The organism is Mycolicibacterium iranicum, assembly GCF_002101705.1.
In the GTDB taxonomy this organism is placed as follows: domain Bacteria; phylum Actinomycetota; class Actinomycetes; order Mycobacteriales; family Mycobacteriaceae; genus Mycobacterium; species Mycobacterium iranicum.
Map to the genome: position 1 here is coordinate 210604 of NZ_LQPC01000027.1, position 25013 is coordinate 235616.

Annotated in this window: 24 protein-coding genes; 6 read left to right on the forward strand and 18 right to left on the reverse strand. The window is 66.2% G+C overall.

Going from position 1 to position 25013, the window contains the following annotated elements:
* Position 1: 1 nt before the first annotated feature.
* The 7 genes from derK to eltD form a co-directional block, all read right to left on the reverse strand.
* Entirely contained in the window at positions 2-1747 is a 1746-nt protein-coding gene (gene derK, locus AWC12_RS10410; protein WP_085174094.1) for a D-erythrulose 4-kinase, read from the reverse strand.
* Positions 1744-2886: an ABC transporter ATP-binding protein gene (locus tag AWC12_RS10415; RefSeq protein ID WP_024445254.1), complete on the reverse strand. Its 1143-nt coding sequence runs from the start codon at positions 2884-2886 to the stop codon at positions 1744-1746. Before AWC12_RS10415 ends, derK begins: the two co-directional genes overlap by 4 nt.
* Positions 2883-4007 (reverse strand): ABC transporter ATP-binding protein, encoded by a 1125-nt coding sequence (locus AWC12_RS10420; RefSeq protein WP_085174096.1) that lies wholly within the window; start codon positions 4005-4007, stop codon positions 2883-2885. Before AWC12_RS10420 ends, AWC12_RS10415 begins: the two co-directional genes overlap by 4 nt.
* Positions 4007-4888, reverse strand: a complete 882-nt coding sequence (locus AWC12_RS10425; RefSeq protein WP_085174098.1) for a carbohydrate ABC transporter permease — start codon at positions 4886-4888, stop codon at positions 4007-4009. The genes AWC12_RS10420 and AWC12_RS10425 overlap by 1 nt, the downstream gene beginning before the upstream one ends.
* Before the next feature lie 4 nt (positions 4889-4892).
* Positions 4893-5849 carry a carbohydrate ABC transporter permease gene (locus AWC12_RS10430; RefSeq protein WP_024445251.1) on the reverse strand — a complete coding sequence of 319 codons (957 nt, stop codon included), beginning with the start codon at positions 5847-5849 and terminating at the stop codon, positions 4893-4895.
* A gap of 14 nt (positions 5850-5863) precedes the next feature.
* On the reverse strand, positions 5864-7243 hold the full coding sequence (locus tag AWC12_RS10435) for an extracellular solute-binding protein (RefSeq protein ID WP_051226565.1): 1380 nt from the start codon (positions 7241-7243) through the stop codon (positions 5864-5866).
* A 64-nt stretch (positions 7244-7307) separates the two neighbouring features.
* Positions 7308-8396 (reverse strand): erythritol/L-threitol dehyrogenase, encoded by a 1089-nt coding sequence (gene eltD / locus AWC12_RS10440; protein ID WP_085174189.1) that lies wholly within the window; start codon positions 8394-8396, stop codon positions 7308-7310.
* A 160-nt stretch (positions 8397-8556) separates the two neighbouring features.
* On the opposite strand from eltD, the gene AWC12_RS10445 reads away from it, so the two are divergent.
* Together AWC12_RS10445 and AWC12_RS10450 are read left to right on the forward strand one after the other, a co-directional pair.
* On the forward strand, positions 8557-9588 hold the full coding sequence (locus AWC12_RS10445) for a sugar-binding transcriptional regulator (protein ID WP_024445248.1): 1032 nt from the start codon (positions 8557-8559) through the stop codon (positions 9586-9588).
* An 11-nt stretch (positions 9589-9599) separates the two neighbouring features.
* Entirely contained in the window at positions 9600-10391 is a 792-nt protein-coding gene (locus AWC12_RS10450) for an SDR family NAD(P)-dependent oxidoreductase (protein WP_085174099.1), read from the forward strand.
* A gap of 1 nt (position 10392) precedes the next feature.
* Here AWC12_RS10450 and AWC12_RS10455 read toward each other — a convergent pair whose 3' ends face one another.
* Positions 10393-11874: an FGGY-family carbohydrate kinase gene (locus AWC12_RS10455; protein WP_024445246.1), complete on the reverse strand. Its 1482-nt coding sequence runs from the start codon at positions 11872-11874 to the stop codon at positions 10393-10395.
* Positions 11875-11962: 88 nt separating this feature from the next.
* Here AWC12_RS10455 and AWC12_RS10460 point away from each other — a divergent pair, with 88 nt between their 5' ends.
* From AWC12_RS10460 to AWC12_RS10470, 3 genes are all read left to right on the forward strand, one after another.
* On the forward strand, positions 11963-13429 hold the full coding sequence (locus AWC12_RS10460) for an amidase (RefSeq protein WP_024445245.1): 1467 nt from the start codon (positions 11963-11965) through the stop codon (positions 13427-13429).
* A 92-nt stretch (positions 13430-13521) separates the two neighbouring features.
* The gene (locus AWC12_RS10465) at positions 13522-14889 is read left to right on the forward strand and encodes a hemolysin family protein (protein ID WP_085174101.1); all 1368 of its coding nucleotides are present in this window, start codon (positions 13522-13524) and stop codon (positions 14887-14889) included.
* Positions 14882-15880: a hemolysin family protein gene (locus tag AWC12_RS10470; protein ID WP_024445243.1), complete on the forward strand. Its 999-nt coding sequence runs from the start codon at positions 14882-14884 to the stop codon at positions 15878-15880. Before AWC12_RS10465 ends, AWC12_RS10470 begins: the two co-directional genes overlap by 8 nt.
* Before the next feature lies 1 nt (position 15881).
* Here AWC12_RS10470 and AWC12_RS10475 read toward each other — a convergent pair whose 3' ends face one another.
* The 6 genes from AWC12_RS10475 to AWC12_RS10495 all read right to left on the reverse strand — a co-directional run bounded on the left by AWC12_RS10475 (position 15882) and on the right by AWC12_RS10495 (position 20235).
* On the reverse strand, positions 15882-16907 hold the full coding sequence (locus AWC12_RS10475; RefSeq protein WP_024445242.1) for a sulfate/molybdate ABC transporter ATP-binding protein: 1026 nt from the start codon (positions 16905-16907) through the stop codon (positions 15882-15884).
* A 17-nt stretch (positions 16908-16924) separates the two neighbouring features.
* The gene (gene cysW, locus AWC12_RS10480) at positions 16925-17743 is read right to left on the reverse strand and encodes a sulfate ABC transporter permease subunit CysW (RefSeq protein WP_024445241.1); all 819 of its coding nucleotides are present in this window, start codon (positions 17741-17743) and stop codon (positions 16925-16927) included.
* The gene (cysT, locus tag AWC12_RS10485) at positions 17740-18612 is read right to left on the reverse strand and encodes a sulfate ABC transporter permease subunit CysT (RefSeq protein WP_085174103.1); all 873 of its coding nucleotides are present in this window, start codon (positions 18610-18612) and stop codon (positions 17740-17742) included. Before cysT ends, cysW begins: the two co-directional genes overlap by 4 nt.
* The gene (locus AWC12_RS10490; protein ID WP_085174191.1) at positions 18609-19634 is read right to left on the reverse strand and encodes a sulfate ABC transporter substrate-binding protein; all 1026 of its coding nucleotides are present in this window, start codon (positions 19632-19634) and stop codon (positions 18609-18611) included. Before AWC12_RS10490 ends, cysT begins: the two co-directional genes overlap by 4 nt.
* 117 nt (positions 19635-19751) lie before the next feature.
* Positions 19752-19844 (reverse strand): Ms4533A family Cys-rich leader peptide, encoded by a 93-nt coding sequence (locus AWC12_RS32030; protein WP_412093724.1) that lies wholly within the window; start codon positions 19842-19844, stop codon positions 19752-19754.
* Between the two features lie 178 nt (positions 19845-20022).
* Positions 20023-20235 carry a hypothetical protein gene (locus tag AWC12_RS10495; RefSeq protein ID WP_085174104.1) on the reverse strand — a complete coding sequence of 71 codons (213 nt, stop codon included), beginning with the start codon at positions 20233-20235 and terminating at the stop codon, positions 20023-20025.
* 85 nt (positions 20236-20320) lie between these two features.
* Between AWC12_RS10495 and AWC12_RS10500 the strand changes: the two genes are divergently transcribed.
* A complete protein-coding gene (locus AWC12_RS10500) occupies positions 20321-22327 on the forward strand; it encodes a glycoside hydrolase family 15 protein (protein WP_024449552.1) in 2007 nt (668 codons plus the stop codon).
* A 72-nt stretch (positions 22328-22399) separates the two neighbouring features.
* On the opposite strand, the gene AWC12_RS10505 is transcribed toward AWC12_RS10500, so the two are convergent.
* The 4 genes from AWC12_RS10505 to AWC12_RS10520 form a co-directional block, all read right to left on the reverse strand.
* Entirely contained in the window at positions 22400-23110 is a 711-nt protein-coding gene (locus AWC12_RS10505; RefSeq protein WP_234813935.1) for a sensor domain-containing protein, read from the reverse strand.
* A 44-nt stretch (positions 23111-23154) separates the two neighbouring features.
* Complete coding sequence (locus AWC12_RS10510; protein WP_024449550.1) at positions 23155-23898, reverse strand: sensor domain-containing protein; 744 nt, start codon at positions 23896-23898, stop codon at positions 23155-23157.
* Positions 23899-24108: 210 nt separating this feature from the next.
* Positions 24109-24357, reverse strand: coding sequence for a hypothetical protein (locus AWC12_RS10515; protein WP_085174106.1), 249 nt, complete (start codon positions 24355-24357; stop codon positions 24109-24111).
* Between the two features lie 65 nt (positions 24358-24422).
* A complete protein-coding gene (locus AWC12_RS10520) occupies positions 24423-25010 on the reverse strand; it encodes a carbonic anhydrase (protein WP_085174108.1) in 588 nt (195 codons plus the stop codon).
* Between the last annotated feature and the right edge of the window lie 3 nt (positions 25011-25013).

Sequence of the window (25013 nt, forward strand, 5' to 3'; positions counted from 1 at the left end):
GTCAGCGATCTCCTTTGGCGGTGAGCGTGAAGCAGTCGGCAACGGTGCGCGCGCACATCGCCAGCGAGGTCGCGCCCGCATCGGGTGTGCCCACACTGCGTTCGGCCAGCGGACGGGCTCGCCCGACCTTCGGTTGCAGATCGGCTGTCTCGCGCGCTGCCTCCGTGGCCACCACGGCAGCCGCCGCCCACGCCTGCTGCCAACGTTCGCCGTCGTTCACGCGCCGCTCGAGGTCATCGACGAATGGCAGCAGCGCGTCGAGCATTGTCTTGTCACCCGGCGCTGCGCCGCCGAGCTCGATCAGCGCGTCGTAGCCGTCCCGCAGGGCAGCCGCGATGGTGGCCCCGTCGGGCTTGCCCGTGTCTCCCAGTCGGGCGCCCAATCGGGTGAGGAATGCCCCCCACAGCACCCCGGATGTCCCGCCGGCCCTGGCCGACCACTGCCTGCCCGCCGCCGCCAGCACCGACCCCTGTCCGGCACCCTCGTCGACCGCGTGCCGTGCCGCATCGCGCGCGGCGTTGACGCCCTTGACCATCCCGCGGCCGTGGTCGCCGTCGCCGGCGACCGCGTCGATGCGGCCGAGTTCTTCCTCGGCTTCGGCCAGCATCTCGGCCAGCGCGTCGAAGATTCGCGCGACCATTCGTCCACCGTCACGGCCGTCGTCGTCGGCCGACTCGGCCGGTGGCGGTGCGCTGGAGGCCTTCTCGATGTCGGCTGCGGTGCGCCGCTCGCCCACGGGCGCCGCCACGGTGGCGCCGGCCTTCTTGTAGGCAGGGGTGTCGGCCGGCGCGGTCCAGTAGCGCTCGAGTTCCTCATCGAGCCACATCACGGTCAGCGAGCACCCCGCCATGTCGAGACTCGTCACGAGCTCGCCGACCTCCGGTTCGACGATCTGGTAGCCGCGCTCGCGCAGCAGCCGCGCCACCTCACCCCACACCACGAACAGCTCCTCGTATTTCGTCCGGCCGAGACCGTTGAGGATGACTGCGATGCGCTGCGATGCGGCGTCGGGATTGTCGGCGAGCACACCGTCGACGAGTGTGGCGGCAAGCCCTGCCGCCGAGGGCATCTCGTGATCGGCGACCCCTGGCTCGCCGTGGATTCCCAGACCGAGACCCATCCGGCCGTCGGGCACGGTGAACAACGGCGCATCGGCGCCGGGCAGTGTGCAGCCGTCGAAGGCCACCCCGAGGGTGCGCGTCGCGGCGTTGGCGGCCCCCGCGACCCGGACCACGTCATCGAGATCGGCGCCCTCCTCGGCAGCCGCCGACGCACACTTGAAAACGGTGAAATCACCGGCGATTCCGCGGCGCTTGCTTTCCTCGCCCCGCGGAGCACTGGCCACGTCGTCGGTGACCGCGAAGTACCGGGCGTCTATGCCCTCGCTTTTCAGCTGGGTGACGGCCAGGTTGAAGTTCATCACGTCACCGGCGTAATTGCCCGTGGTCAGCAGAACACCGGCACCGCCGTCGGCCGCACGCGCTACCGATGCGGCGTCCTCGTCAGACGGTGAGGTGAAGATGTTGCCGACCACGGCGCCGTCGGCGAACCCCGGGCCTACGGTGCCGCAGAACGCGGGATAGTGACCGGATCCGCCACCAATCACCACGGCGACCTTGCCCGGCCGCGTCTTGTGCGCACGCACAACGCCACCGGGAACGCCGACGACGTAACGCGCGTTCGCGTCCAGGAAGCCGACCAGCATGTCGTCGGTGAACCGCGCAGGATCGTTGAACAGCTTGGTCATCGCAGCCGCTCCCCCGTATCGGGATCGAACAGGTAAACGCGCTCGGCCGGTGCGGTCACCACGACCCGCTGCTCGGGCTCGTAGGCGTCGACGGCCGGCGTCTGGATGACGATGCCGTCCTCCACGCCGGACACCGTGCTTGTCGCGAGGCCAAACTCAAGGAGGTGTTCGAAGTAGGCGACGGTCGCGGTCAAGCCGGCGCCGGCGTCGGAGGTGATCGCGCAGTCCTGAGGTCGGACACCGACGACCACCGCGGTGCCGTCGGCGACGTCGGTCACCGATGTCGCGAGCCGGCCTGCGTCAGAACCGATCTCGGCCCACACCCGACCGTCGACGACTTTCGCCTTCGCCCGCAGGACATTGATCTGCGGTTCGCCCACGAATTGTGCGACGAACAGGTTGGCGGGGTCGTCGAACACTTCGTCGGGGGTGCCGAATTGCTGCACCACGCCGGCATCCATCACGGCCAGCCTGTCCGCGAGCGACAGCGCCTCGACCTGATCGTGGGTCACCACGATGGTCGTGTAGCCGAATTCGCGCTGGAGAACCTTCAGTTCGCGACGCACTCGCTGACGCGCCGAGGCGTCGAGGTGGCTCAGCGGTTCGTCGAGCAGCAGCACCGGTGGATTGCGCACCAGCGCACGGGCCAGTGCGACGCGCTGCTTCTGTCCGCTCGACAGGTTGGCCGGTCGCAGATCGAGCATGTCGTCCATGTCGAGTCGCGAACTGATCGAGGCCACCATCGACTCGGCGCCTTTGACTTTGCGCGCCTTCAACCCGTAGAGAAGGTTCTCCCGCACCGACAGCGGCGGGTACAGGGCGTAGCTTTCGAATCCGACGCCGATACCGCGTTTGGCTGCGGGCAGCTGCGAGACTTCCCGGTCGCCGATGCGGATCGAACCGCTTGTCACGGTTTCCAACCCGGCAATCATGCGCAGCGTGGTGGTCTTTCCACAGCCGGACGGTCCGAGCAGCGCCACCAGTTCTCCCGGTTCGATGGCGAGGTCAATGCCCTTGACGGCGGTCACGTCTTCCCGGCCCCGTGCCGAGTACGTCTTCACCAGATCCGTCAGTGTCAGGCTCTGCGCGGTTGCCCTCGACCCCGCGGAATGGCCGGGGCGGGTGGTCGTCACAGTCACGGTGTTGCCTCCAATGCGGATTCGCGGTCAGCCTGCCCAAGACGTGGGCTGTCACCCTCACCGTCGGCGAAGACATGGACGTCTGACGGCGAGATGGTCAGCGCTGTGTGCGCTCCCTCCTCGACACCTCCCCGCCCCGATGCGAGAACGATCAACTGCACACCACCCACGTCGACGGTGAGCTCGACGTTGCGCCCGAGGCGTTCGGCGAGCACCACTCGTCCGCGGATGGCTGAATCTCCGTTCTGCGGATCGGCCACCTGGATGTCGCATGGTCGCAGGCCCACTCGTACCCGATCACCTCGGTCGCATCGCACACCGGTTGGGATGGGCACCCCGAAAGACCCGTCGCCGAGCCGGATCGACCCGTCGTCGACGACTCCCTCGACGACGTTGATCTCGGGCTGCCCCAATGCCCGCGCGACGAAGGTGTCGGCCGGTCGGCGCCATATGTCCTGCGGTGTGCCGATCTGCACCAGCCGTCCGGCCCGCATCACGGCGATGCGGTCACCGAGCGCAAGCGCCTCCTGGTAGTCATGGGTGACATACAGCGTGGTGGTGTTCGACATCGCACCGAGCTGCTTGAGTTCGGCGCGCATGGCGGCGCGCAGCTTGGCGTCGAGGTGGCTCAGCGGCTCGTCGAGAAGGTACAGGTCCGCCGGCCGCACCAACACCCGGCCCAGCGCGACACGTTGTCGCTGACCATTGGACAGCTCGCGGGGGTATCGGTCGAGCAGGTGGTTGATGCCGAGCGTGGTGGTCACCTGGTCGATGCGCTCGGTGCGCTGCTGGTCGGTGTACCTGCCGGTACGACCAGACTTCAACGGAGATGCCAGGTTCTCGCGCACCGTCTTCTGCGGATAAAGCGCATAGCTCTCGAACGCCATCGCGACGTTGCGGTGGTACGGCTCGACGAAGGTGACATCCTTCCCGCCGATCGCGACGGTGCCGGCGTCCACATCGACAAGGCCCGCAATGGATTTCAGTGTGGTCGTCTTCCCCGCGCCACTGGGTCCGAGGATCACGAAAAACTCGCCGTCGGTGATGTCGACAGAAATCCCGTCGACCGCCGTGGTCTTTCCGAAGGACTTGCGCAAGTCCGAGATCGACACTGTGGCCATCAGGCTTTCACCGCCCCAAATGACAGGCCCCGCACCAGATAGCGCTGAATGGTCAGCGCCAGAATGAGGGGCGGTAGCGCGGCGATGATCGCCGCCGCCGCGGTCAGGTTGTAGTACGCCTGCCCGCCGCCGCCGAGGAACTTGGTGATGGCCACCGTCACGGTGCCCGCGTTCGTGTCGGCGAGGATGAGTGGGAAGACGTAGTTGTTCCACGCAAAGATGAACGCCAGCAACGCCGCTGCGGCGATGCCGGGTCGGACGATCGGCAGGGCGACCATCAGGAACGCACGCTTGCGGGTATAGCCGTCGAGCAGGGCGGCTTGTTCGAGATCCTCGGGGAGGTCCTGGAAGTAAGACCGCAGGATCCAGACCACCAACGGCATCGTCACCAGCTGCAGCACCCAGATCATGCCGACCTTGGTGTCGAACAGCCCGATCTGGTTGTAGATCACGAACAACGGCACGATGACCATCAGCTCCGGCGCGAACCGAAACGACAGCATGGTGAACATCAAGTCGTTGGAGCCTTTGTATTGCCAGCGACCGGCCGCGTAGGCAGCTGGGATTCCGATCAGCAGCGAGACAAGCACCGCACCACCACAGTTGAGCAGGCTGGTCAGCAGCGAGGCCTTGAAGTCGACACTGGTCATCTCGGTGCCGCGGTCGGAGAGCACCGTCGCGAAGTTGGACCAGGTCGGGCTGAATGAGAAGAAGGTGGTGGTCTGCTGCTCGGCGTTCTTGAGGGCCAGCATCACCATCCAGAAGATGGGGAACAGGCTGAACAGGAACCAGAACAACAACCCCGCGTCGGCGGCCACCGACCCGATCGACAGCCGCCTCTGACCGGGAAGCAGTTCGCTGCGGGTGAGTTTGAGTGCCATAGTGTTACGACTCCGCTCCGGCAGCGCGGCGCTGCGCTTTTCCGAGCACGCTGACCAAATAGCGCGCGGTGATGAACACAATGACCCAGAGCAGCAGCATGTAGGTGCTGCCCCGGGAGTAATCCAGGTTGATGATGGAGTCTTCGAAGGCGCCGATCTGCAGCGTGCGGGTCGCGACGCCCGGCCCACCGGCGGTGAGCACGTAGATGTGGTCGAAGACCTTGAGGTTGTCCATGAACCGGAAGATGACCGCCACCAGGATGTAGGGCCACAACATCGGCAGCATCAGCTTGCGGAACATAAAGAACCATCCGGCACCGTCGACTTCCGACGCCTCGAACGGCTCCCGGGGCAACGACCGGATACCGGCGAGCACCAGGATCGCGACGAACGGTGTGAAGATCCAGATGTCCACCAGGATGACCGAGAACAGCGCGTTGCGTGCCGACAACCAGTCGAACGTGTTACCCAGTCCGAGAACGTGATTGAGAACCCCGAACTGCGGGTTGAACATCAGCTTCCAGATCACGCCTGCGATCACCGGCGCGATCATCAGCGGCAGGATCAGCACCCGTTCGAAGATCTTGCCGATGATCGACGACCGGTTGAGTAGCAGCGCCAGCCCGACACCGAGCACGGTCTCGATGAAGGTGGCCGCCACGGCAAAGGTCACGGTGACCTGGACGCTCTTCCAGAACACCTGGTCGCCGAGCACCGAGGCGAAGTTATCGAACCACACCAGGTGTGGATCAGGGTTGACAGCAGCGTAGTTCAGGAACGCGTAGTAGGCACCGACCGCGAACGGATAGAGGATGCCGATCACGATGACGACGGCCGGAACCGACAGCAGATACGGGCGCAGCCTGCGTCGCCAGGTCGGAACCTCGGGCAGGTCGGCCCGACGCGCTGCGGGCGGCCGGTCCGGCGACGTCGACGGGGCCTTGGAGGTCTGAGTTGTCATGAGTTCCGCGGCTCCTAGAGATTGACCTTGGACGTGTTGGTCTTGGCGAGGCTGCGCAGACGCGTCGCGGCATCGTCTCCGCCGTAGATGTCCTGCAGCGCAACCGCCCAGTTCTGGGTGGTGTCGAAGAACTTCTTCTGCGGCGTGAACTGGATCTTGGATTCACCGATCACGGTTTCGAAGGCCTCCAGGTAGCCGAACTGATCGGCCGCGACGCGCTTGAACGTGGTGTCGAAGACCGACTGGCGCACCGGGTCGGCGTAGGTGCCGCCTTCAACGGCCTTGTTCATCGACTCCTTGCCGGTGGCCCACTGGATGAACAACCATGCCGGCAGCTTGTTGCGCGAGTTGGCGCTCATCGCCCAGCTCCACGTCCACAGGTTGGTTTTGTAGTTGCCGTCCGGCCCGGCCGGGCCGGCATACCACGCCAGATTGCCGGCCTCTTTGCTCGCTCCCGGCTTGTTTTTCGGGTACGTGGCACTGTCGGCGTCGAAGACCATCATCGCCGTACCGTCGCCCAGATCGCCGGTGGCATTGGGGTAGTCGTAGGTCGTCCACGATGTCGGACCGGCCGCGTGTTGCATCTCGATCCACTTCTTGGTGAAGTCGATGGCTGCGTCGCTGTCCATCTCCGCGACGAGTTCCGAACCGTTCCAGGTGTAGTCGACCGCACCCTGGCGGGTGTACTGCGTCATGAAGCCGGGATGGATGGTGGCCCAGGACTTCGACCCGCGAGTAGAGATGCCATAACGGTTGGCCGAGCGGTCGGTCAGATCGACGGCCAGCTGGATGAAGTCGTCGAGGTTGTCCGGCAGCCGGGTGATGCCCTTCTCGTCGAAGATCCGCTTGTTGTAGGCGACGACGTTGTTCTCGAAGCCCCAGGGGATGGCCCACTGTCCGCCGGTACCCAATGGGTTGCCGAGCGTGAAATCCCACCGGGTAGACGTGCGCAACCCGTCGAAGATGTCCTCGAAGTCGTATTCGGCGCTTGTCGCCGAGCTGTTGCGCAACCAAGGGTCGAGATCCTCGATCCACCCCGGCGGACCGTACTGCCAGATGAAATACGCGCCGAGCATGAATGCGTCGTGCTTGCCCGATCCGCCGGCCAACTCGGTATTGAGCTTGGTGAAGTAGTCGGCCTCGGGAACCAGGTCGACGTTCACGGTGATCCCGGTGAGCTCGGTGAACTCGGGCAGCAGCGGTTGATACGAAAGCTGATAGGGATGCGGTGTCTGGAGGATGTTGATCGTCGACCCCGCTGCCTTGCGCCAGTCGAATCCGCCACTGACTTCCGAAGCCCCGTTGGGCGCAGTGGCCTTGCCGCCGACGCCGCACGCCGACAACACAGGCAGGCTCGCGGCCGCCGCACCGGCAACGCCCAACGCGGCCAACATTTCTCGCCGCGTCATCCGCGGACCCGATGGTGTGAAACGATTCATCGCGGAAACGACCCTTCGGTTACGCGGGGATCAGGGAGACCTTCACCGACTCTTTGCCACTGGCAACCAGGTCGAGACCCTTCTGGAACTCGGCCAGCGGCAACTGGTGGGTACAGATCTCGTTCATCGGCAGCACGCCGGACTCGATCATCTTGATCGCCGCCGGCCAGCAGTACGGGCCGAGGTGTGCGCCCAGAACGTCCAGCTCTTTGTCGTCGCTGATGATGCTCCAGTCCACGGTGGCGTCGCTGCCGAAAACGCCGTACTCGACGTAGCGACCGAGCTTGCGCAGCAGGTTCAGCCCTTGCGGCACCGCCGAGGTGTGGCCGGTGCCTTCGAGGTACACGTCGGCGCCGTAGCCGCCGGTGAGATCTTTGACGATGGCGACAGCGTCCTGCTCGGCGATGTTGATCGTCATGTCGGCGCCGCAGCGTTTCGCGAGTTCGAGTTTCTCGGGAGCCATGTCGAGGGCGATCACGTGCATCGGGTTCTTCGCTTTGGCGCCCGCGATCATGCCGAGTCCGATCGGCCCGCAGCCGGCGACGACGACCACGTCCTCGAAGAGGATCTGAGCGCGTTCCACGGCGTGCAGCGAACACGACAACGGCTCGGCGAAAGCTGCGTGGTGCGGGGCAACGTCATCAGAGACCTTGTGCACCAACGCGTCTGCCGGATAAACCATGTAGCTGGCCATCGCTCCGGGGGTGCGGCGCTTAAAACCGTAGAGGTCGTGCGGCTGGCACATGTGGTACTGGCCTCGCTTGCAGAACCGGCATTTCCAGCACGGCACGATCTGCTCGGACACGACGCGGTCACCGACCGCGATTCCCCAGCGCTGCGCGGCTTCATCGTCGAGCGCGACGACCCGCCCGACGAACTCGTGGCCGGGAATGACCATCGTCTCCGCCCACGCCGGACGGTTCTCGTCGCCCCAGAACTTCGCCGCGCCGTGGTAGCACTTGAGGTCGCTGGCGCAGATGCCGACCGCTTCCACTTTGACGAGAGCCTCGCCGGGCCCTCGCCGCGGAACGGCCACGTCCTCCAACCGGTAGTCGTGCGGCCCGTGACACACCACGGCCTGCATCTTCTCGGGCATCTGTTCGGGCATCTGCAACTCCTTCACCTGCGGCGCTCTGTTCGAATGCGGCCGATCACACGACTGACAAGGTGTGGTTGCAGTCACATTAACGTTGGTATGCACATATGTCCAGAACATCTGTTCAAAGAAATTATGTTCGCGAACAGGTGTTCAATGTCATACTCGTCAGGTGCCCCGGTCCGCACAGCCCATGCCGCCGACCGGCGTCGATGGGTCCTCCAGTGACACCGACGCCGGACACTTCCCGGCGTCGCTGCTCTACACCGCGGCAAGGCTGTACTACACCGAGGAAGCCACACAGGCCGAGGTCGCCGCCCAACTCGGGACCAGCCGTGCGACGGTGAGCCGCCTTCTCGCCGAAGCGAAACGCCAGGGCATCGTGCGCATCGAGGTCGTCCCACCGGACGAGGTTGCCCACAGCGAACTGGCCGACCGACTGGCCCGGGCACTGTCGATCACCACAGTGTTCCTCAGCCACCAAATGCCCAATCCCGGCCCAGGCCGGACGGTGGTCGACGTCATGGGGGCCGCGCTGGCACCCGCGGTGGGACGGGCACTTTCGGCGGCCGAGCTGCTTCCCGGCGACGTTCTGTTGGTGTCGTCCGGACGGACCGTTTACGAGGTCGGTCAGTACGACCTCGTCTCGCTGCCCGGCGTCCAAGTCGCGCCGACCGTCGGCGGCAACGACCAACCCGAAGAGTGGTACCAGACCAACGAGATCACGCGACTGATCGCCAACCGCATCGGCGGGAGGCCCAATTACCTTTTCGCGCCGGCACTTCCAGGGCCGGACCTCTATCCCTCGCTACTGAACGACCCCAGTATCCAGCGGGTGCTGCACCTGTGGCCGCGGGCCCGGTGTGCGCTGATGGGTGTGGGCGCGCCGCCGTTGCTGCGGTCGGACATCCCCCGGTTCGTGCCGACACATTCGGATTCGCTGCGCGCGGCGGTCGGCGATGTCTGCTCGCGGTTCTATGACCGCGCAGGCGCCGAGGTTCCGTTCGAAGGACACGACCGTCTGATCGCAGTGAAGCTGGAGGCGCTGCGCCAAGTGCCTGTCACGATCGCGGTGGCGGTCGGCACCGACAAGGTCGACTCGATCGTGGCGGGCGCCCGCGGCGGCTACTTCAACCAGCTGGTGACCGATCCGTCGACGGCGGCCGCCATCCTGCAGACCGTGACCGCCGACACCGACAGCTGAAGGACACATACGTGAGCACCACGGCCGCCGCCGATCCCGCGGCTGCGCTTCGACTCGATGGCAAGCGGGCGCTGATCACCGGCGCGACCAAAGGCATCGGCGCCGACATCGCGCGAGCGTTTGCCGCGGCGGGGGCCAACCTGGTGCTCAGCGGCCGCGACCTCGATGAACTGCGCGCCGCGCGCGACGGGCTCGAGGGCACCTATGGGGTCGAAGTCGATACCGTCGCAATGGATCTGGCGCAGCCCGAGGGACCGGCCCGGCTGGCGCAGCAGGCAGGTGCCGTGTTCGGGGGGCTCGACGTGCTGGTCAACAACGCCGGTATCTCTCATCCGCAGCCGGTCGTCGACACCGACCCCAAACTCTTCGACGCCACCATCGCGGTGAATCTCCGAACGCCCGCACTGCTCGCCGCGGCCGTGGGTGCGGCGATGGCCGAGCAGGGCACCGGAGGCGCGATCGTGAACGTGGCCTCGGCCGCCGCACTGGCCCCGCTGCCCGACCACTACGCGTACTGCGTCTCCAAGGCCGGCCTCGTGATGGCGACCAAGGTTCTTGCCCGCGAGTTGGGTCCGCACGGCATCCGCGCAAACTCGGTGTGCCCGACGGTCGTACTCACCGAGATGGGTCAGCGAGTGTGGGGCGAGGAGGAAAAAGCCCGCCCGATGCTCGCCCGAATCCCGCTCGGCCGCTTCGCAGTTCCCCGTGAGGTCTCCGACACGGTGGTGTGGTTGGCCTCTGATGCGGCCAGCATGATCAACGGCGTCGACATACCCGTCGACGGCGGTTACACGATGGGCTGAGTCACGTCGTGTCGATCGCCGAGAGACGGTGCACCTGCGGCCGGGTCGCGGGGTAGAGCTCACGCCAGGTGGCGTAGAGGTCGTCGTAAAGTTCCCGGTTGCGCGGGTCCGGCGTGATCTCATAGGCGATGCGCGCCCAATCGGTCTGTGGTGGCACCAATCCCACACCGATGGCGGCCAGCAACGCGTCGCCGTAGCTGGCGCCGATGGCCTGTTCGGGCACGAGTTGAGTTCGGCCGGTGATGTCGCTGACGGCTTGCGCCCAGATAGGACTTCGCAGCCCCCCGCCGACGGCGACAGTGCGGTTGCCCGAGTGTGCGTCGTCGAAGCGCTCCAGGATCTGACGAATACCGAAGGAAATCCCCTCGTAGGCGGCGCGGAACAGGTGACCTCTGCTGTGCCGCAACGTCAATCCGGCCACAACGCCCCTGGCTTGCGGGTCGAAAACCGGCGTGCGCTCCCCCGCGAGGTACGGCACCACCAGCAGCCCCTCGCTGCCCGGCGGCACCCCCTGCGCCTCTGCCATCAAATCGTCGAAGGAGGCGTCGCCGGTGACGCCCTGCAGCCAGCCGATCAAGCTTCCCGCCGTCGACGTCCCCGCGGCCAGCGTCAGGCTGCCGCGCTCGACACCGGCAGTCGTCCACAGCGTCGGATCGCTGTGGTAGTCGTCGATGATCTGAACCAGGAACATCGTCGAGCCGTACATCAGCATCTGATCGCCGGGTTGGCGCACACCCACCGAGAACGCCTCCGAGTATGCGTCGACGGTGCCTGCCGCCACTGGCGTGCCCGCCGGCACGCCGGTCGAAGCAGCCGCGGCCGCGGTGACGGTGCCCACGATGTCGCTGGGCCACACCAGCCGCGGAAGTGGGAGGTGACCGCAGACGCGCTGCGCCCACGACTCGTTCCAGGTGAAGTCCCGAGTCAGATAGAGCGGATCGCACTGGCTGGCGGTGTGATGGTCGAGCACGTATTCGCCCGTGAGCTTCGCGGTGATGTAGGAATTCGACCCGTACCACCCCGTCGCGCGTTCGAAGACGTGCGGCTCATGTCGGCGTACCCACTCGATCTTGGGCCCCACCGCCTGACTCGACAACACGGTGCCGGCCTGATCCTTGATGTTCTCCGCACCGAACTCGGCTGTCAGAGAGTCGATCTCGGCAGCGGCCCGCGTGTCGATGCCGTACAGGATGGCCGGACGCAGCGGTCGCAGGTCGTCGTCGCAGAGCACTAGACACGGTCCGACACCGCTGACGCACATCGCAGCCAGCGACGCGTTCGCCGGCATCCGGCTCATCAGAGTCGAGCTGATCGAGCACACCTCGTGCCACCACAAATCTTCGGCATCGACCTCCGCCCAGCCCGGGCGAGGCAGGCTCATGCTGTGAGCGATCGTCTCCGTGGCGAGCACGGTGCCGGTGGCATCAACCAGGACGCCCTTGGTGCTCCCCGTTCCCATATCAATGCCGAGCAGCACATCCATGCGACAAGCCTAGGGGGCCGCCCCGAGCTGATTCTGCGGTATCGGATGTCCGGTTCGGCGCCGAACACAACACGCCTACTGTGAGCTGATGGATTTCGCGCAGTACCGCACCTTCGATGCCACCGCGTTGGCCAAGCTGGTCGCCGACAAAGAGGTGACGGCAGACGAGCTTCTCGCAGTGGCGCGCGAACGCGCAGAGGAAGTGAACCCCCGCATCAACGCGATCGTGCGCGACGTTCCGGCATCGACAGCTGATCTTGCAGGCCCGTTCGCCGGTGTGCCGTTTCTGATCAAGGATCTCGGGCAGGACTACGCCGGGCTTCCCACCTCATCGGGTTCTCGTGCGCTGAGCTCGACGCCTGCCGCCGAGCACGCGACGGTCGTCCAGCGCTGGATCGACGCCGGTCTGGTCATCTTCGGCAAGACCAACACACCGGAGTTCGGCGCCAAGGGCATCACCGAACCGGCGGTTTGGGGACCGACACGAAACCCGTGGGATCTGTCGCGTTCGCCGGGCGGGTCGTCCGGCGGTGCGGCAGCCGCTGTCGCGGCGGGCATCGTGCCGTGCGCGGGAGCCAGCGATGGCGGCGGCTCCATCCGGATTCCGGCTGGTTGTTGCGGACTCGTCGGCCTGAAGCCGAGCCGCGGATTGACCCCGTCGGGTCCTGCCGCCGGCGAGCCGATGCACGGTGCCGCAGTCGACGGCGTCGTGTCGAGATCCGTCCGCGATACGGCGGCGATGCTCGACGTCCTGTGCGGAGGCGAACCCGGCGGTCCCTATGTTCCCGCGCTTCCCGAATCGGCGTTCGCCTCGTTCGTCGGGCAGGACCCCGGAAAGTTGCGGATCGGGGTACGGGTTCCGTCGGCGATCACCCCGAATCCGCACCCCGAGGCGTACGCGGCGGTGGAGGCGGCCACCCAGGCGTTGACCGAGCTCGGCCACCACGTCGAGGAACTGCCGAAGGCGCCGTTCGACGACGCGGCGCTCGCCCGGGACTTCCTGCTCACCTGGTTCGCCACCCTCGCCTGGCAGGTCGAGGAGACCAAGCGCATCTCGGGCGCAGGTGACGACGGGTTCGAGCGGGACACCCTCATCATGGCGGCGCTGGGCCGGGCGACGTCCAGTGTCGACTACATCGATGCCGTTGCGCGCCGGCACGAGCACACGCGCAGGCTGACGACGTTCTTCGAAAGTTATGACCTTTTGCTGACGCCGACGTTGGCGACGCCGCCGCCGAAGATCGGCGAGTTCGACCTGCCCGAGCTTCTGCAGCGCGGCTCCGACGTGTTGCTCAAGACGCGGACCGCGCGTTTCCTGCGCTACACGAAGATCGTCGACGACATGGTCGACGACAATCTCGGGTGGGTTCCATACACCCAGCTGGCGAATTTGACTGGGCGCCCGGCGATCTCGCTGCCGCTGCATCAGACGTCGGCCGGCCTGCCACTCGGGGTCCAGTTCGTGGCACCGTTGTCGGGCGAAGCCCTCCTGCTCCGACTGGCCGGCCAGCTCGAAGAAGCGGTGCCCTGGATGGACCGCGTACCGGCACTGTAGTCGAGCACTGTGGCCGCATCGGTACAGTGTTGGACGACGGCTTCATCTGCGAACAAGGATTCGATGCAACCTCATAGACCCGAGGCGGTCACATGCTGACCGCCGTTCTCGGAATTCTCGCTGGCTTTATCGTCGTCTTTTTGATCACCGTGCTGACGGGATACTTCGTCGCGCAGGAATTCGCCTACATGGCCGTCGACCGGTCCCGGCTCAAAGCGCGCGCCGAAGCGGGTGACTCCGCCTCCGCCCGCGCATTGACCGTCACCCGTCGCACCTCGTTCATGCTCTCGGGTGCCCAACTCGGCATCACCGTCACCGGTCTGCTCGTCGGCTACGTCGCCGAGCCGCTGATCGGTCGCGGGTTCGAGGTGATCCTCGGTGACACCGGCATCCCGACCGCCGTCGCGATCGGCGTCGGAGGCGTGGTCGCCATCGGCGTGTCGACGATCGTGCAGATGCTGTTCGGAGAGCTGTTCCCGAAGAACCTGGCCATCGCGCGGCCCGAACCTCTCGCCCGCTGGCTGGCGATGTCGACGACGATTTATCTGAAACTGTTCGGATGGCTGATCTGGCTGTTCGACCAGTCGTCGAACCTGCTGCTGCGCGCCCTGCGCATCGAACCCGTGCACGACGTCGAGCACTCCGCCACACCGCGCGACCTTGAGCACATCGTGGCAGCCTCCCGCGACGCCGGGGAGATTCCGCGTGAGCTGTCCGCCCTGCTGGACCGCATCCTCGACTTCCCCACCAGCACAGCCGAACACGCGATGATCCCGCGCTCCCGGGTGGATGCCGTGCCCGCCGACGAGCCGCTGTCCGCGGTGCTGCAGCGGATGGCGTCCGGGCATACCCGCTACCCCGTCACGGCCGTAGACCGAGACGATGTGGTCGGCGTGATCCACCTGCACGATCTGCTGGACGCGGTTTCACCGACCGACACGGCCGGCCACCACTGTCGGCCCGCCGTCTTCGTTCCTGAGACGCTGCCACTCCCCAACGTCGTCCGTGAGCTGGAGAGTCGTCGCGACGAAATGGCCATCGTCATCGATGAATACGGCGGCTTCACCGGCATCGTCACGATCGAGGATCTGGCCGAGGAACTGGTCGGCGAGATCGACGACGAGCACGACATCGACACCGACGCCGACATCGTCGCCGACGGGGACGGATGGTTGCTCGCCGGCGACCTCCCGCTCGATGAGGCAGAACGCATGCTCGATCTTGTTCTGCCGCCCGGCGATTACGAAACCGTCGCAGGAATGGTTATCGCCCATGCGGTCGGGCTGCCCTCGATCGGCGACTCGGTCGTCATCGAGCTTCCTGCCGATCCGGCAGACCTCGTCGAGGACGTGAAGCCACCGATCCACACGCTCTCGGCTCAAGTCCGCTCCATCGAACGCCGGGTCCCGGCCACGGTGTACGTGACCCTGGACACCCGCAGGGAGGCCGACGATGAGTAACCCGTGGGTGGTGGTCGCCGTGACTGTCGCGCTCATCGCGTCGAGCGCGTTCTTCGTGGCCGTCGAGTTCGCGTTGATCGCCGCGCGCCGCAACCGGCTCGAGGATGCCGCGGCCACCAGCGCCTCTGCTCGGGCGGCACTGCGCAGTGCCAGCGAGCTGTCGCTGCTGCTGGCCGGCGCCCAACTCGGCATCACGGCCTGCACGCTGCTGCTCGGTGCGATCACCAAACCTGCGGTCCAGAAGGCGATCACACCGCTGATCAATGATCTCGGGGCGCCGAAGCTGATCGCCGATGTCGGCTCATTCGTCCTGGCGCTGGCGATCGTGACATTCCTTCACCTGGTGGTCGGCGAGATGGCGCCCAAGTCATGGGCGATTGCGCACCCGGAGAGGTCGGCGACGATGTTGGCACTTCCCATGCGCGGCTTCATGTTCGTGATGCGGCCTCTGCTGCGCGCGCTCAACAGCGCGGCGAACTGGTGCCTGCACCGGGTCGGGGTGACGCCGGTCGACGAGCTCACCGAGACCCAGAATCCCGATGCGCTGCGCCAACTCGTCGAGCACTCGGCGACGGTGGGCACCCTCGATGAGCGCTATCGCGCCAATCTGGCCAGCGCGCTGGAACTCGAAGCACTGACCGTCGGTCAGGTCGCGCGCCGCGGCGGGGTCTACAGCGACGTTCCGGTCGACGCACCGCCGGCCCAGATGAAGCAGAAAGCCCGCACCACCGGGCACCTGCGGCTGCTGGTCCGCGACGGCGAGGCGATCGTCGGGGTCGTTCACGTGCGCGACAGCCTGACCGGAGACGTCACCGCCCGCGACTTGATGCGACCCGTACTGACGTTGCCGGAGACGACACCGGTCTACGAAGCACTCGCACTGATGCGGGATACGCGCAACCACCTGGTGGTCGTCGACGGACCGTCCGGGCAGGGACTGCTGACGCTGACCGATCTGCTCTATCGACTGCTGCCGACCGAGGCGGCCTGAGTCAGGACACCACAGCGGCGTGGTCGGTCGGCAGGGACGGCACGCGGGTGGCGCGCACATACACCGTGTCACCTTCCTTGAGGCCCAACGCCTCGGCGTCACCGCGGGTGATCTGCGCCGTAAACGGTTGCTGGGTGGCCGCATTGAGCAGTTCAACCCTGACCTCGAAGCCGAGCATGACGACGCGCTCGATCACCGCACGGGTAACTCCGGTCGACTGGATCGAGGTGTCGCTCGTCGCGATCGCCATCTCCGGGTTACGGCCGACCCGAATATCGTGCGGGCGCACCAGAACTCCGTTGAGGGACGAGACCGCGCCGAGGAACGACATCACGAAAGCGTTGGCGGGTGAGTCGTACACGTCGCTGGGCGAGCCGACCTGCTCGATCCGCCCCTTGTTCAGGACGGCGATCCGGTCGGAGATGTCGAGCGCCTCGGACTGGTCGTGGGTGACCAGCACGGTGGTGACGTGGACTTCGTCGTGCAGTCGCCGCAACCACGCGCGCAGGTCTTCCCTGACCTTGGCGTCCAGCGCCCCGAAGGGTTCGTCGAGCAGGAGGACCTCCGGGTCGACGGCCAGCGCACGCGCCAAGGCCATCCGCTGACGTTGTCCACCGGAAAGCTGGTTGGGGTACCGACTCTGGAAGCCTGCGAGCCCGACAACCTCGAGCAGGTTGTCGACCTTCTCCTTGATCTCCGACTTCGGCTTCTTCCGGATCTTGAGCCCAAACGCGACGTTGTCGCGGACGGTCAAGTGCTTGAACGCGGCGTAGTGCTGAAAGACGAACCCGATACCGCGGCGTTGCGGCGGGATGTTGGTGACATCGCGTCCGTTGATCACCACGGTTCCCGTGTCCGGGTCGTCCAAGCCGGCGATAGCCCGCAACAGCGTCGACTTTCCGGACCCGCTCGGTCCGAGCAGCGACGTCAGCGACCCCTTGGGGACGGTGAAATCGACGTTGTCGAGCGCCGCGAAATCACCGAAGTGTTTGTTCGCGCCGCGGACGACGATCGCGTCTTCAGTCATGATTCCGACTCCCCTGCTCAGTCTTCGGTTCTCGTGCGTTTGCGTTGCGCATCGAACACGATCTGCGCGATCAGTACGGTCACGGCGACGGCCATCAGCACCGTCGAGATGGTGTAGGCGCCATAGTCGTCGCCGCGGAGGTAGCGGTCGTGTACCAGCAGCGTGAGCGTCTGCGACTGGCCGGGAAGATTCGACGACACCACGAGGACGGCGCCGAACTCGCCGAGCGTGCGGGCGACGGTCAGGACCACGCCATAGGTCAGGCCCCAGCGGATGGAGGGGAGCGTCACCCGCCAGAATGTCTGCCACGCACTGGCACCGAGGGTGGCCGAGGCTTCCTCCTGATCTGTGCCGATCTCGTGCAGCACCGGCTCGACTTCCCGGATCACGAACGGCAGCGTCACGAAGATGCTGGCCAGCACGATCCCGGGGAAGCCGAAGATAATTCGGACACCGAGGTCGTTCTGGACGAAGCCGAACAGTCCCGCCGTCCCCCACAGCGCGATCAACGCGACGCCGACCACGACGGGCGACACCGCGAAAGGCAGATCGATCACCGCCTGCAACGCGTTCTTGCCGCGAAACTTCCTGCGCGCCAACACCAGCGCGGTCGATACGCCGAACACCACATTGAGCGGTACCACGATCGCCACGACGAGCAGCGATAGCGACAACGCCGATTGAGCCGCCGGGGTGGTGATGGACGCCCAGAACTCGCCGAGGCCGGGCGCGAACGTCTGCCACAGGATCGCGCCCAGCGGCACGATCAGCAGGGCGAAGATGTAGACGATCGCGATGAGCCGCAGGATGAGCCGCGTCGGTATCGAGAGGGTCATCGCGCCGCCTGTTCGCGTTTGGCCGCGCGCGCCCCGAGGTAGCGCAGGACGAACAGGACGACGAACGAAATCGCCAACAGCACAATCGAAATTGCGGCTGCGCCAGCTGGGTCGTCGTTCTCGATCAACGTCCTGATCCACTGGGAGGACACTTCCGTCTCCCCGGGGATCGCTCCACCGATGAGCACGATCGACCCGAACTCACCGATCGCCCTGGAGAACGCCAGGCCGGCTCCCGACAGCAGCGACGGCGCCAGCGCAGGCAGGATGACCGAGACGAAGATCGTCAGATTGTTGGCGCCCAGCGAAGCCGCTGCCTCCTCGACCTCGCGGTCCAGCTCGAGCAGCACGGGCTGCACCGCGCGGACGACGAAGGGCAGCGTGACGAATGCCAGGGCGACGCCGACGCCCCACGGGGTGTGCTGGATATGGATTCCCACCGGGCTGGACGGGCCGTAGAGGGCGAGCAGCACCAGGCTTGCCACAATCGTGGGCAACGCGAATGGCAGATCGATGATCGCGTCGATGATCCGCTTGAACGGGAAGTCGTCGCGCACCAGCACCCATGCGATCAACAGGCCGAACACCAGGTTCACCGCCGTGACGATCACCGAGATCGTCAATGTGACCGTGAACGATGCGACGGCCGACGGCGAGGTCACCGCCGAGAGGAACGCGTCCCAGCCGCCTTTGGCGGAAATCCAAACGATCGCGGCCAGCGGCAGCAGCACGATCAGGGACAGCCAGACCACTGCGACGCCCACCTGAAGAGTGGCGCCGCCAGGCCGGCCGAATCCGGACTGTCCGCCCGGAGCTGGGGTCAGCTCCGGGCGGACGGCCTCGGGATTCGGATCGACAACAGAAGTCATCCAGTCGCCTGCTTGTAGATCTTGGTGATGGTGCCGTTGTCTTTATCGAACAGCTGGGTATCGACGGCTGTCCAGCCACCCAGGTCGTCGATCGTCCACAGCTTCTCGGGCGCGGGGAACTTGTCCTTGTACTCCTCGGCGACCGCGGGATCGACCGGCCGAAAACCGGCCTCGGCCCACACCTTCTGACCCTCGGGGGTGAACTGGAAGTCGATGAAGGCCTGCGCCTTGTCGGGGTGCTGGCTCGTGTTGACCACCGCGGTCGGATTCTCGATCTTGAATGTCTGCGCCGGGTTGACGTGCTCGAGGTCGAAGTTCAGCGCCTCGTTCTCGTAGGCGAGCAGCACGTCGCCGCTGCCCTGCCGGAACACGTCGGTGGCCTCACGGCCTGAGCCGGGACGCAGCCTCACATGCTCGGTGACGAGCTTGTTCACGAATTCGATGCCAGCCTGCGGGTTCTGCCCGCCGTTGCTGGCGTAGGCGTAGGGCGCCAACAGGTTCCACTTGGCCGCGCCGGAGCTCAGCGGGCTCGGGGTGATGACCTCGATACCGGGCTTCAGCAGGTCGTCCCACGTACGGATGTTCTTCGGGTTCCCGGGCCGAACCGCGAACGTGACGATCGAGCCGAACGCGATGCCCTTGTTGGGGCCCGCGTTCCAGTCCTGGTCGACCTTCCCGGCCTTGACGAGCCGAGTGATGTCCGGTTCCACCGAGAAGTTGACGATGTCGGCCGGCTTGCCCGACTCCACGCTGCGGGACTGGTCACCCGAGGCGCCGTAGGAGGCGGTGACCTCGACACCCTTTCCTTCCTCCGTCGCGGCGAACGCAGGGGCGGCCTTCGACCAGCCCGGCTCCGGCACGGCGAATGCGACCAAGGTCAGCGTGGTTTCGGCATCACCGCTGCCGCCCTCGCCCCCGGCCACGTCGCTGGCACCGCCGCCGCACGCCGCGAGCACGGTCGCCGTGGTCGCGAGCGCGGCGGCAATGCGCCACCGCCTGGTGTTTCGCAGGATTTTCTGCATGAATGACCTTTCCGGTTTCGGGATTCCGAGGATGGACCCGTTGCGGGAAGGCGGGGCTTTGCCGAAAGCAGTCATGCCACAGCCATCACCGACGCCGAGCCACGAACGGGCAGGGTGTCAGCGACAACAACACACATCAGCAACGGCAGAGAAACCCACGGCAATGAGGGCCACGATATGACCACCCTTGTTGCCGGACGCCGGTTGCATGGCGCGAAGAATAACAGAGCCGACGGATTTGTCAGCGGGTGAGCAGCCACATCACAAGGACGAGAAGGATCAGCGCGACGAGCGCCAGCGTCACGCGCGAGCGCGGCATACCGCTCATCGGGGCAATCTCCTCTTCGCGCAGGCGCTCATCGGTGCAATCTCCTCTTCGCGCAGGCGCTCATCGGGTCGACTCCCGCTTCTCTGCGTCGTCCTCGGTGTGGCGAATGCGGTGCAGAATCCTGATGCCGTTGCCGAGAAGACCGTCGAGGACCACGGCAGCGACGTAGGCCAGCGCCAACACCACCGGCATAACGACAACCGTCTGCGCGACGAACGGCAGCCCGGACAGCCACAACTCCACGCCGTCCCACCAGTTGAGGAAGCCGTCCACCCGGCCAGCCTATGCGCCGCGGCAAAGCCCGACCCGCCGGGTGTTCCGGTAGACGCCGGGGTATCCGACAGTCGATGATGTGCCCATGGTCTTGCAGCAGCCCGAAACCTCCCGCGGGGTGTCCTCCAACGGGGAGTCGACGGCGTTGACCCTGCCCTCGCCCACGCCGTATGCCACCGCCGGCCCCCTGCGGAACCCGTTCCCGCCCATCGCGGATTACGCGTTCCTGTCCGACTGCGAGACTCAGTGCCTGATCTCCTCAGCCGGGTCGGTGGAGTGGTTGTGCGTGCCGCGTCCGGACTCCCCGAGCGTGTTCGGCGCGATCCTCGACCGGGGCGCCGGCCACTTCCGGCTGGGGCCCTACGGGGTGTCGGTGCCGGCCGCCCGGCGCTATCTGCCCGGCAGCCTGATCCTGGAGACCACCTGGCAGACCCACACCGGCTGGGTGATCGTGCGGGATGCGCTGGTGATGGGCCCGTGGCACGACCTCGAGCGCCGCTCGCGCACGCACCGCCGCACCCCGATGGACTGGGACGCCGAGCACATCCTGCTGCGCACGGTGCGGTGCGTGAGCGGCACCGTCGAGCTGGTGATGAGCTGCGAGCCGTCATTCGACTACCACCGCACCAGCGCGCAATGGGAGTACTCGGCGCAGGCTTACGGCGAGGCGATCGCGCGCGCCACGAAGGACCCCGATTCACATCCGACGCTGCGGCTCACGACCAATCTGCGCATCGGGCTGGAGGGCCGTGAGGCTCGCGCGCGCACCCGGCTCAAGGAGGGCGACAACGTCTTCGTCGCGCTCAGCTGGTCGGGTCACCCCGCGCCACAGACGTTCGACGAGGCCGCCGACAAGATGTGGCAGACCAGCGAGTGCTGGCGGCAGTGGATCAACGTGGGCGACTTCCCCGACCATCCGTGGCGGGCGTATCTGCAGCGCAGCGCGCTGACGCTAAAGGGCCTGACCTACTCCCCGACCGGTGCGCTGCTGGCCGCGCCGACCACATCCTTGCCGGAAACGCCTCAGGGTGAACGCAATTGGGATTACAGGTACGCCTGGGTCCGGGATTCGACCTTCGCACTGTGGGGTCTCTACACGCTCGGGCTGGACCGCGAGGCCGACGACTTCTTCGCGTTCATCGCCGACGTATCCGGCGCCAACAACGGTGAACGTCATCCGCTGCAGGTGATGTACGGCGTCGGCGGGGAACGCACGCTGGTCGAGGAAGAGCTCAACCACCTTTCCGGCTACGACAACGCCCGCCCGGTGCGTATCGGCAACGGCGCCTTCGACCAGAGGCAGCACGATATCTGGGGGACGATGCTCGATTCGGTTTATCTGCACACGAAGTCGCGTGAGCAGATCCCCGAGACGTTGTGGCCCGTTCTCAAGGAGCAGGTCGAGGAAGCGATCAAACACTGGAAGGAGCCCGACCGCGGCATCTGGGAGGTGCGCGGCGAACCGCAGCACTTCACCTCCAGCAAGATCATGTGCTGGGTAGCCCTTGATCGCGGCGCCAAACTGGCCGACCTGGAGGGCGAGAAGTCCTACGCCCAGCAATGGCGTGCGATCGCCGAGGAGATCAAGGCCGACATTCTCAAGCACGGTGTGGACGAGCGTGGCGTGCTGACCCAGAGGTACGGCGACCCGGCACTGGACGCCTCCCTGTTGCTGGCGGTGCTGACCCGGTTCCTGCCGCCCGACGATCCGCGCATCCGGGCGACGGTGCTGGCGATCGCCGATGAACTGACAGAAGAAGGCCTGGTGCTGCGCTACCGAACCGAGGAGACCGATGACGGTCTGTCCGGCGAAGAGGGCACCTTCACCATCTGCTCCTTCTGGCTGGTGTCTGCCCTGGTCGAGATCGGCGAGATCCACCGGGCCCGGCACCTGTGCGAGCGGTTGTTGTCGTTCGCCAGCCCCCTGCACCTCTACGCCGAGGAGATCGAGCCGCGCACCGGACGTCACCTGGGCAACTTCCCGCAGGCGTTCACCCACCTGGCTTTGATCAACGCCGTCGTCCATGTGATCCGCGCCGAGGAGGAAGCCGACAGCTCGGGTGTGTTCCAACCGGCGAACGCGCCTGTATAGCGGGACCGTCGCGGTCGCGAGCGGTTCCTCGTCGGCCGACCACCCCGAAGCACTCGCCACCGCAAGCTGACGTCAGTTCGCGGCGTTCGTGATCATCGTGTCCGCGATTTCGGCAGCCTCGTCGGTGATGTCGTAGCCGCACGCCCACGCCTCGACCGTCAGGTTCGACACGTGAGACAGCGCGTGCTGGCATGACCAGCCGTCGGCACCTTCCTGAGTCGTCATCTGGGTGATCAGGGTGTCGTCGACAGAGACGTCACCGATTTCCCAGAGGTACTCCCCCTCGCCCACGACAATCGCGTCGTTCGCGCAGTCCTGCCACGTTGCCAGAGAACGGTCGAAGAATTCCTTGGCGTTCTGCTCGGCCGGATAGAGCACCGCGGTCTGTTCCACCCAGTGGTCGTTGTCCTCGTCGGGTTCACGTGCCACTTGGTCACGCACAGCCGTCCAATCGGTGCCCTCGTAGACGGGCGCCTCGGCGCCGTACACCGCGCCCAGGCAGTCAGGATCGGACACGTTCTCGGAATTGTCAGTCATCTCGTCGAGCTCGCTGGTGACCTTCATTTGTGTCGACCCGAGGATGCCGTTGATCTCTCCGATGGTCAGCAGGATCTCGTCGAGATTGGCCTCGTCGAGCGGTGGCACAGTGAGCGAACCGGCTCCATGGCCGCGGACCGCCTGCCCTTCGGTGGTGCTGACACAGCCTGTGATCAGCACTGATGCTGCCGCGAACGCGCCAACGAGGAAGGCGCGGCGGCGGGCAGCAGAGTCATTCACCGACATATTGTGGGCCATCGAGCACAGCGGCCGCGACGTACAGCATTCTTTCAGCGAGTCGTGGCGATCTTGTCGAGGATGACGTCTGCGATCGCTACCGCGCCCTTCGCGTCACCCGCGGGCCTCGGATCGCTGAGTTCCACTTCGACGATGCAGTCCCCGGCGAGGCCGGCAGCGCGCAAACCTGTCGGTGATTCGGTTCCCGCGGAGGTGTGCAGCACATTCGCCGAGAGCACGCGCTCGCCGAAGGCGACGTCGGTGATCCTGCTGACCTCGTCGGCGCCGTGGCCGGGTAGCTGTAACGACACCGTCTGGCCGTTGCAGCGCCGCCACTGCCCCGTCATCGATGCGAAGAACTCCTGCGCGGCGCCGGCACTGGCCATCTGGACGACGCTGAAGAAGCCGGTCACCGGCGGCGCGTCGAATCCGCCTCCGGCCCACGTGCTGGTGGCCACCGACTGCACGGGTTCGGCGTCGTAGACGATCCGCTGGAGCCGGTAGGCGGAACTGACGCATTCCGCGGGCGCCGCCTGACCGTCGGCCACGGTGCTCAGCAAGATGTCGGAGTCGCCTTCGACGGGCGGCCCCATCAGGCTGTTCGGACCGGTTCCCAGCACCCCGGACAGTTCAGGTGCGGTGGGAAGGAACTGGCCCAGCGGGATGGCCGGGGACGGCTGAGCCGCTTCGACGATCGTGACGACGGGTCGAGTGTCGCCTGGGTCGCCGGCACACCCGGACAGCCCGAGCGCGACGCACACCGCAGCGGCCGCGCCCGCGGCGAATCTCCCCGACATATGTCCTGGGTAGCACGCCGCGGCGCGGCGCGCGACCGGGTTCAGAGAACCCTCAATACTTCGCCAAGCACCGCGAGCGCGCGTGTCAGAACGGCAACACGCCGGCCCTGCTGGCATTCCACGCGCATTCGTCGAAGACGGGCGCGCGCAGAGCGCCATGGATGTGCGGCGTGGCGGCGTGCAGACACGCGCGCTCGCGGTGCGTCGACGTCACTCGCTGTCGATACGCCGTGCCGTTGCGCGGCAACACCTTTCGAATACTCGTATCACTGCAGGCGCCCACCGCTGCCCTAACCGGTCGACACACGAGACTGTGACGAGCAGTGCGACCAGCAGCGTCACCAGCCCGAGTATCGGGTGCAGTGCCGCCGAGACCGCGGTCAGGTTGAACGCAGCCACGAGTACCACCACCGTGACGGCGACGAGCTTGGCGCTACCCAAGGATTGTGGGCTGGACATCGGCCACTCCTGGAGGCTCTGACGAAATGTGTGACCAAGCGCGCGGACAAGGTACTCACGCGGACCTAGACGAGCTCGAAGACCTTGCTCACGCTCTCGTCGACAGCACCGATGGTGGCGTGCACCTGCACCTCGCCATCAGCGGAAGAAACTGTGGCGCAGACGATTGCGCACGTTCGGTCGTCCACTCTGCTGGACAGCATCGGGGAGCGTTGCATCAGGGCGACGCCGGTCTCGACGATATGGGCCGCAGCGACCGACTGGACCGAGTCGGCGACCGTCCCGCGCCGCACCACTGAGGCCAGCGCATGCTCGATGACCCGGCGCATGGACCCGCCGGGAAGTTCGGCGTGTTCCCATGCCCGCAGCGCCGCCTGCATGGCCGGGCAGTCGTCATGACCGAGCACGACGATCAGCGGGACCTCGAGCTTCTCGACGGCGTACTCGAGGCTGCCCAGCACACTTTTGTCCACGACGTGGCCCCAGGTGCTGATGTCGAACAGTGCGCCGGCGTCCTGACCGAACACCGCGTCGATGCTGACGGGGGCGTCGGCACACCGGAAGACGGCGGCAACGGGTTGATCTGGCGACCGTTCATGGGACGGCCGTTGGCCGTCACGCAACTGCTGCCAGGCGGCAAGTGGAAGGGTCATGAG

What these genes read in the sequence shown, in the direction of transcription:
- AWC12_RS10505 (WP_234813935.1), bottom strand. Translation starts at nt 23,110, where the DNA reads ATGTCGGTGAATGACTCTGCTGCCCGCCGCCGCGCCTTCCTCGTTGGC.
- AWC12_RS10425 (WP_085174098.1), bottom strand. Translation starts at nt 4,888, where the DNA reads ATGGCACTCAAACTCACCCGCAGCGAACTGCTTCCCGGTCAGAGGCGG.
- AWC12_RS10470 (WP_024445243.1), top strand. Translation starts at nt 14,882, where the DNA reads ATGAGTAACCCGTGGGTGGTGGTCGCCGTGACTGTCGCGCTCATCGCG.
- AWC12_RS10460 (WP_024445245.1), top strand. Translation starts at nt 11,963, where the DNA reads ATGGATTTCGCGCAGTACCGCACCTTCGATGCCACCGCGTTGGCCAAG.
- AWC12_RS10420 (WP_085174096.1), bottom strand. Translation starts at nt 4,007, where the DNA reads ATGGCCACAGTGTCGATCTCGGACTTGCGCAAGTCCTTCGGAAAGACC.
- AWC12_RS10490 (WP_085174191.1), bottom strand. Translation starts at nt 19,634, where the DNA reads ATGCAGAAAATCCTGCGAAACACCAGGCGGTGGCGCATTGCCGCCGCG.
- AWC12_RS10435 (WP_051226565.1), bottom strand. Translation starts at nt 7,243, where the DNA reads ATGTTGGCCGCGTTGGGCGTTGCCGGTGCGGCGGCCGCGAGCCTGCCT.
- AWC12_RS10475 (WP_024445242.1), bottom strand. Translation starts at nt 16,907, where the DNA reads ATGACTGAAGACGCGATCGTCGTCCGCGGCGCGAACAAACACTTCGGT.
- eltD (WP_085174189.1), bottom strand. Translation starts at nt 8,396, where the DNA reads ATGCCCGAACAGATGCCCGAGAAGATGCAGGCCGTGGTGTGTCACGGG.
- AWC12_RS10465 (WP_085174101.1), top strand. Translation starts at nt 13,522, where the DNA reads ATGCTGACCGCCGTTCTCGGAATTCTCGCTGGCTTTATCGTCGTCTTT.
- AWC12_RS10430 (WP_024445251.1), bottom strand. Translation starts at nt 5,849, where the DNA reads ATGACAACTCAGACCTCCAAGGCCCCGTCGACGTCGCCGGACCGGCCG.
- AWC12_RS10500 (WP_024449552.1), top strand. Translation starts at nt 20,321, where the DNA reads ATGGTCTTGCAGCAGCCCGAAACCTCCCGCGGGGTGTCCTCCAACGGG.
- AWC12_RS32030 (WP_412093724.1), bottom strand. Translation starts at nt 19,844, where the DNA reads ATGCAACCGGCGTCCGGCAACAAGGGTGGTCATATCGTGGCCCTCATT.
- derK (WP_085174094.1), bottom strand. Translation starts at nt 1,747, where the DNA reads ATGACCAAGCTGTTCAACGATCCTGCGCGGTTCACCGACGACATGCTG.
- AWC12_RS10455 (WP_024445246.1), bottom strand. Translation starts at nt 11,874, where the DNA reads ATGGATGTGCTGCTCGGCATTGATATGGGAACGGGGAGCACCAAGGGC.
- AWC12_RS10515 (WP_085174106.1), bottom strand. Translation starts at nt 24,357, where the DNA reads ATGTCCAGCCCACAATCCTTGGGTAGCGCCAAGCTCGTCGCCGTCACG.
- AWC12_RS10520 (WP_085174108.1), bottom strand. Translation starts at nt 25,010, where the DNA reads ATGACCCTTCCACTTGCCGCCTGGCAGCAGTTGCGTGACGGCCAACGG.
- cysT (WP_085174103.1), bottom strand. Translation starts at nt 18,612, where the DNA reads ATGACTTCTGTTGTCGATCCGAATCCCGAGGCCGTCCGCCCGGAGCTG.
- AWC12_RS10510 (WP_024449550.1), bottom strand. Translation starts at nt 23,898, where the DNA reads ATGTCGGGGAGATTCGCCGCGGGCGCGGCCGCTGCGGTGTGCGTCGCG.
- cysW (WP_024445241.1), bottom strand. Translation starts at nt 17,743, where the DNA reads ATGACCCTCTCGATACCGACGCGGCTCATCCTGCGGCTCATCGCGATC.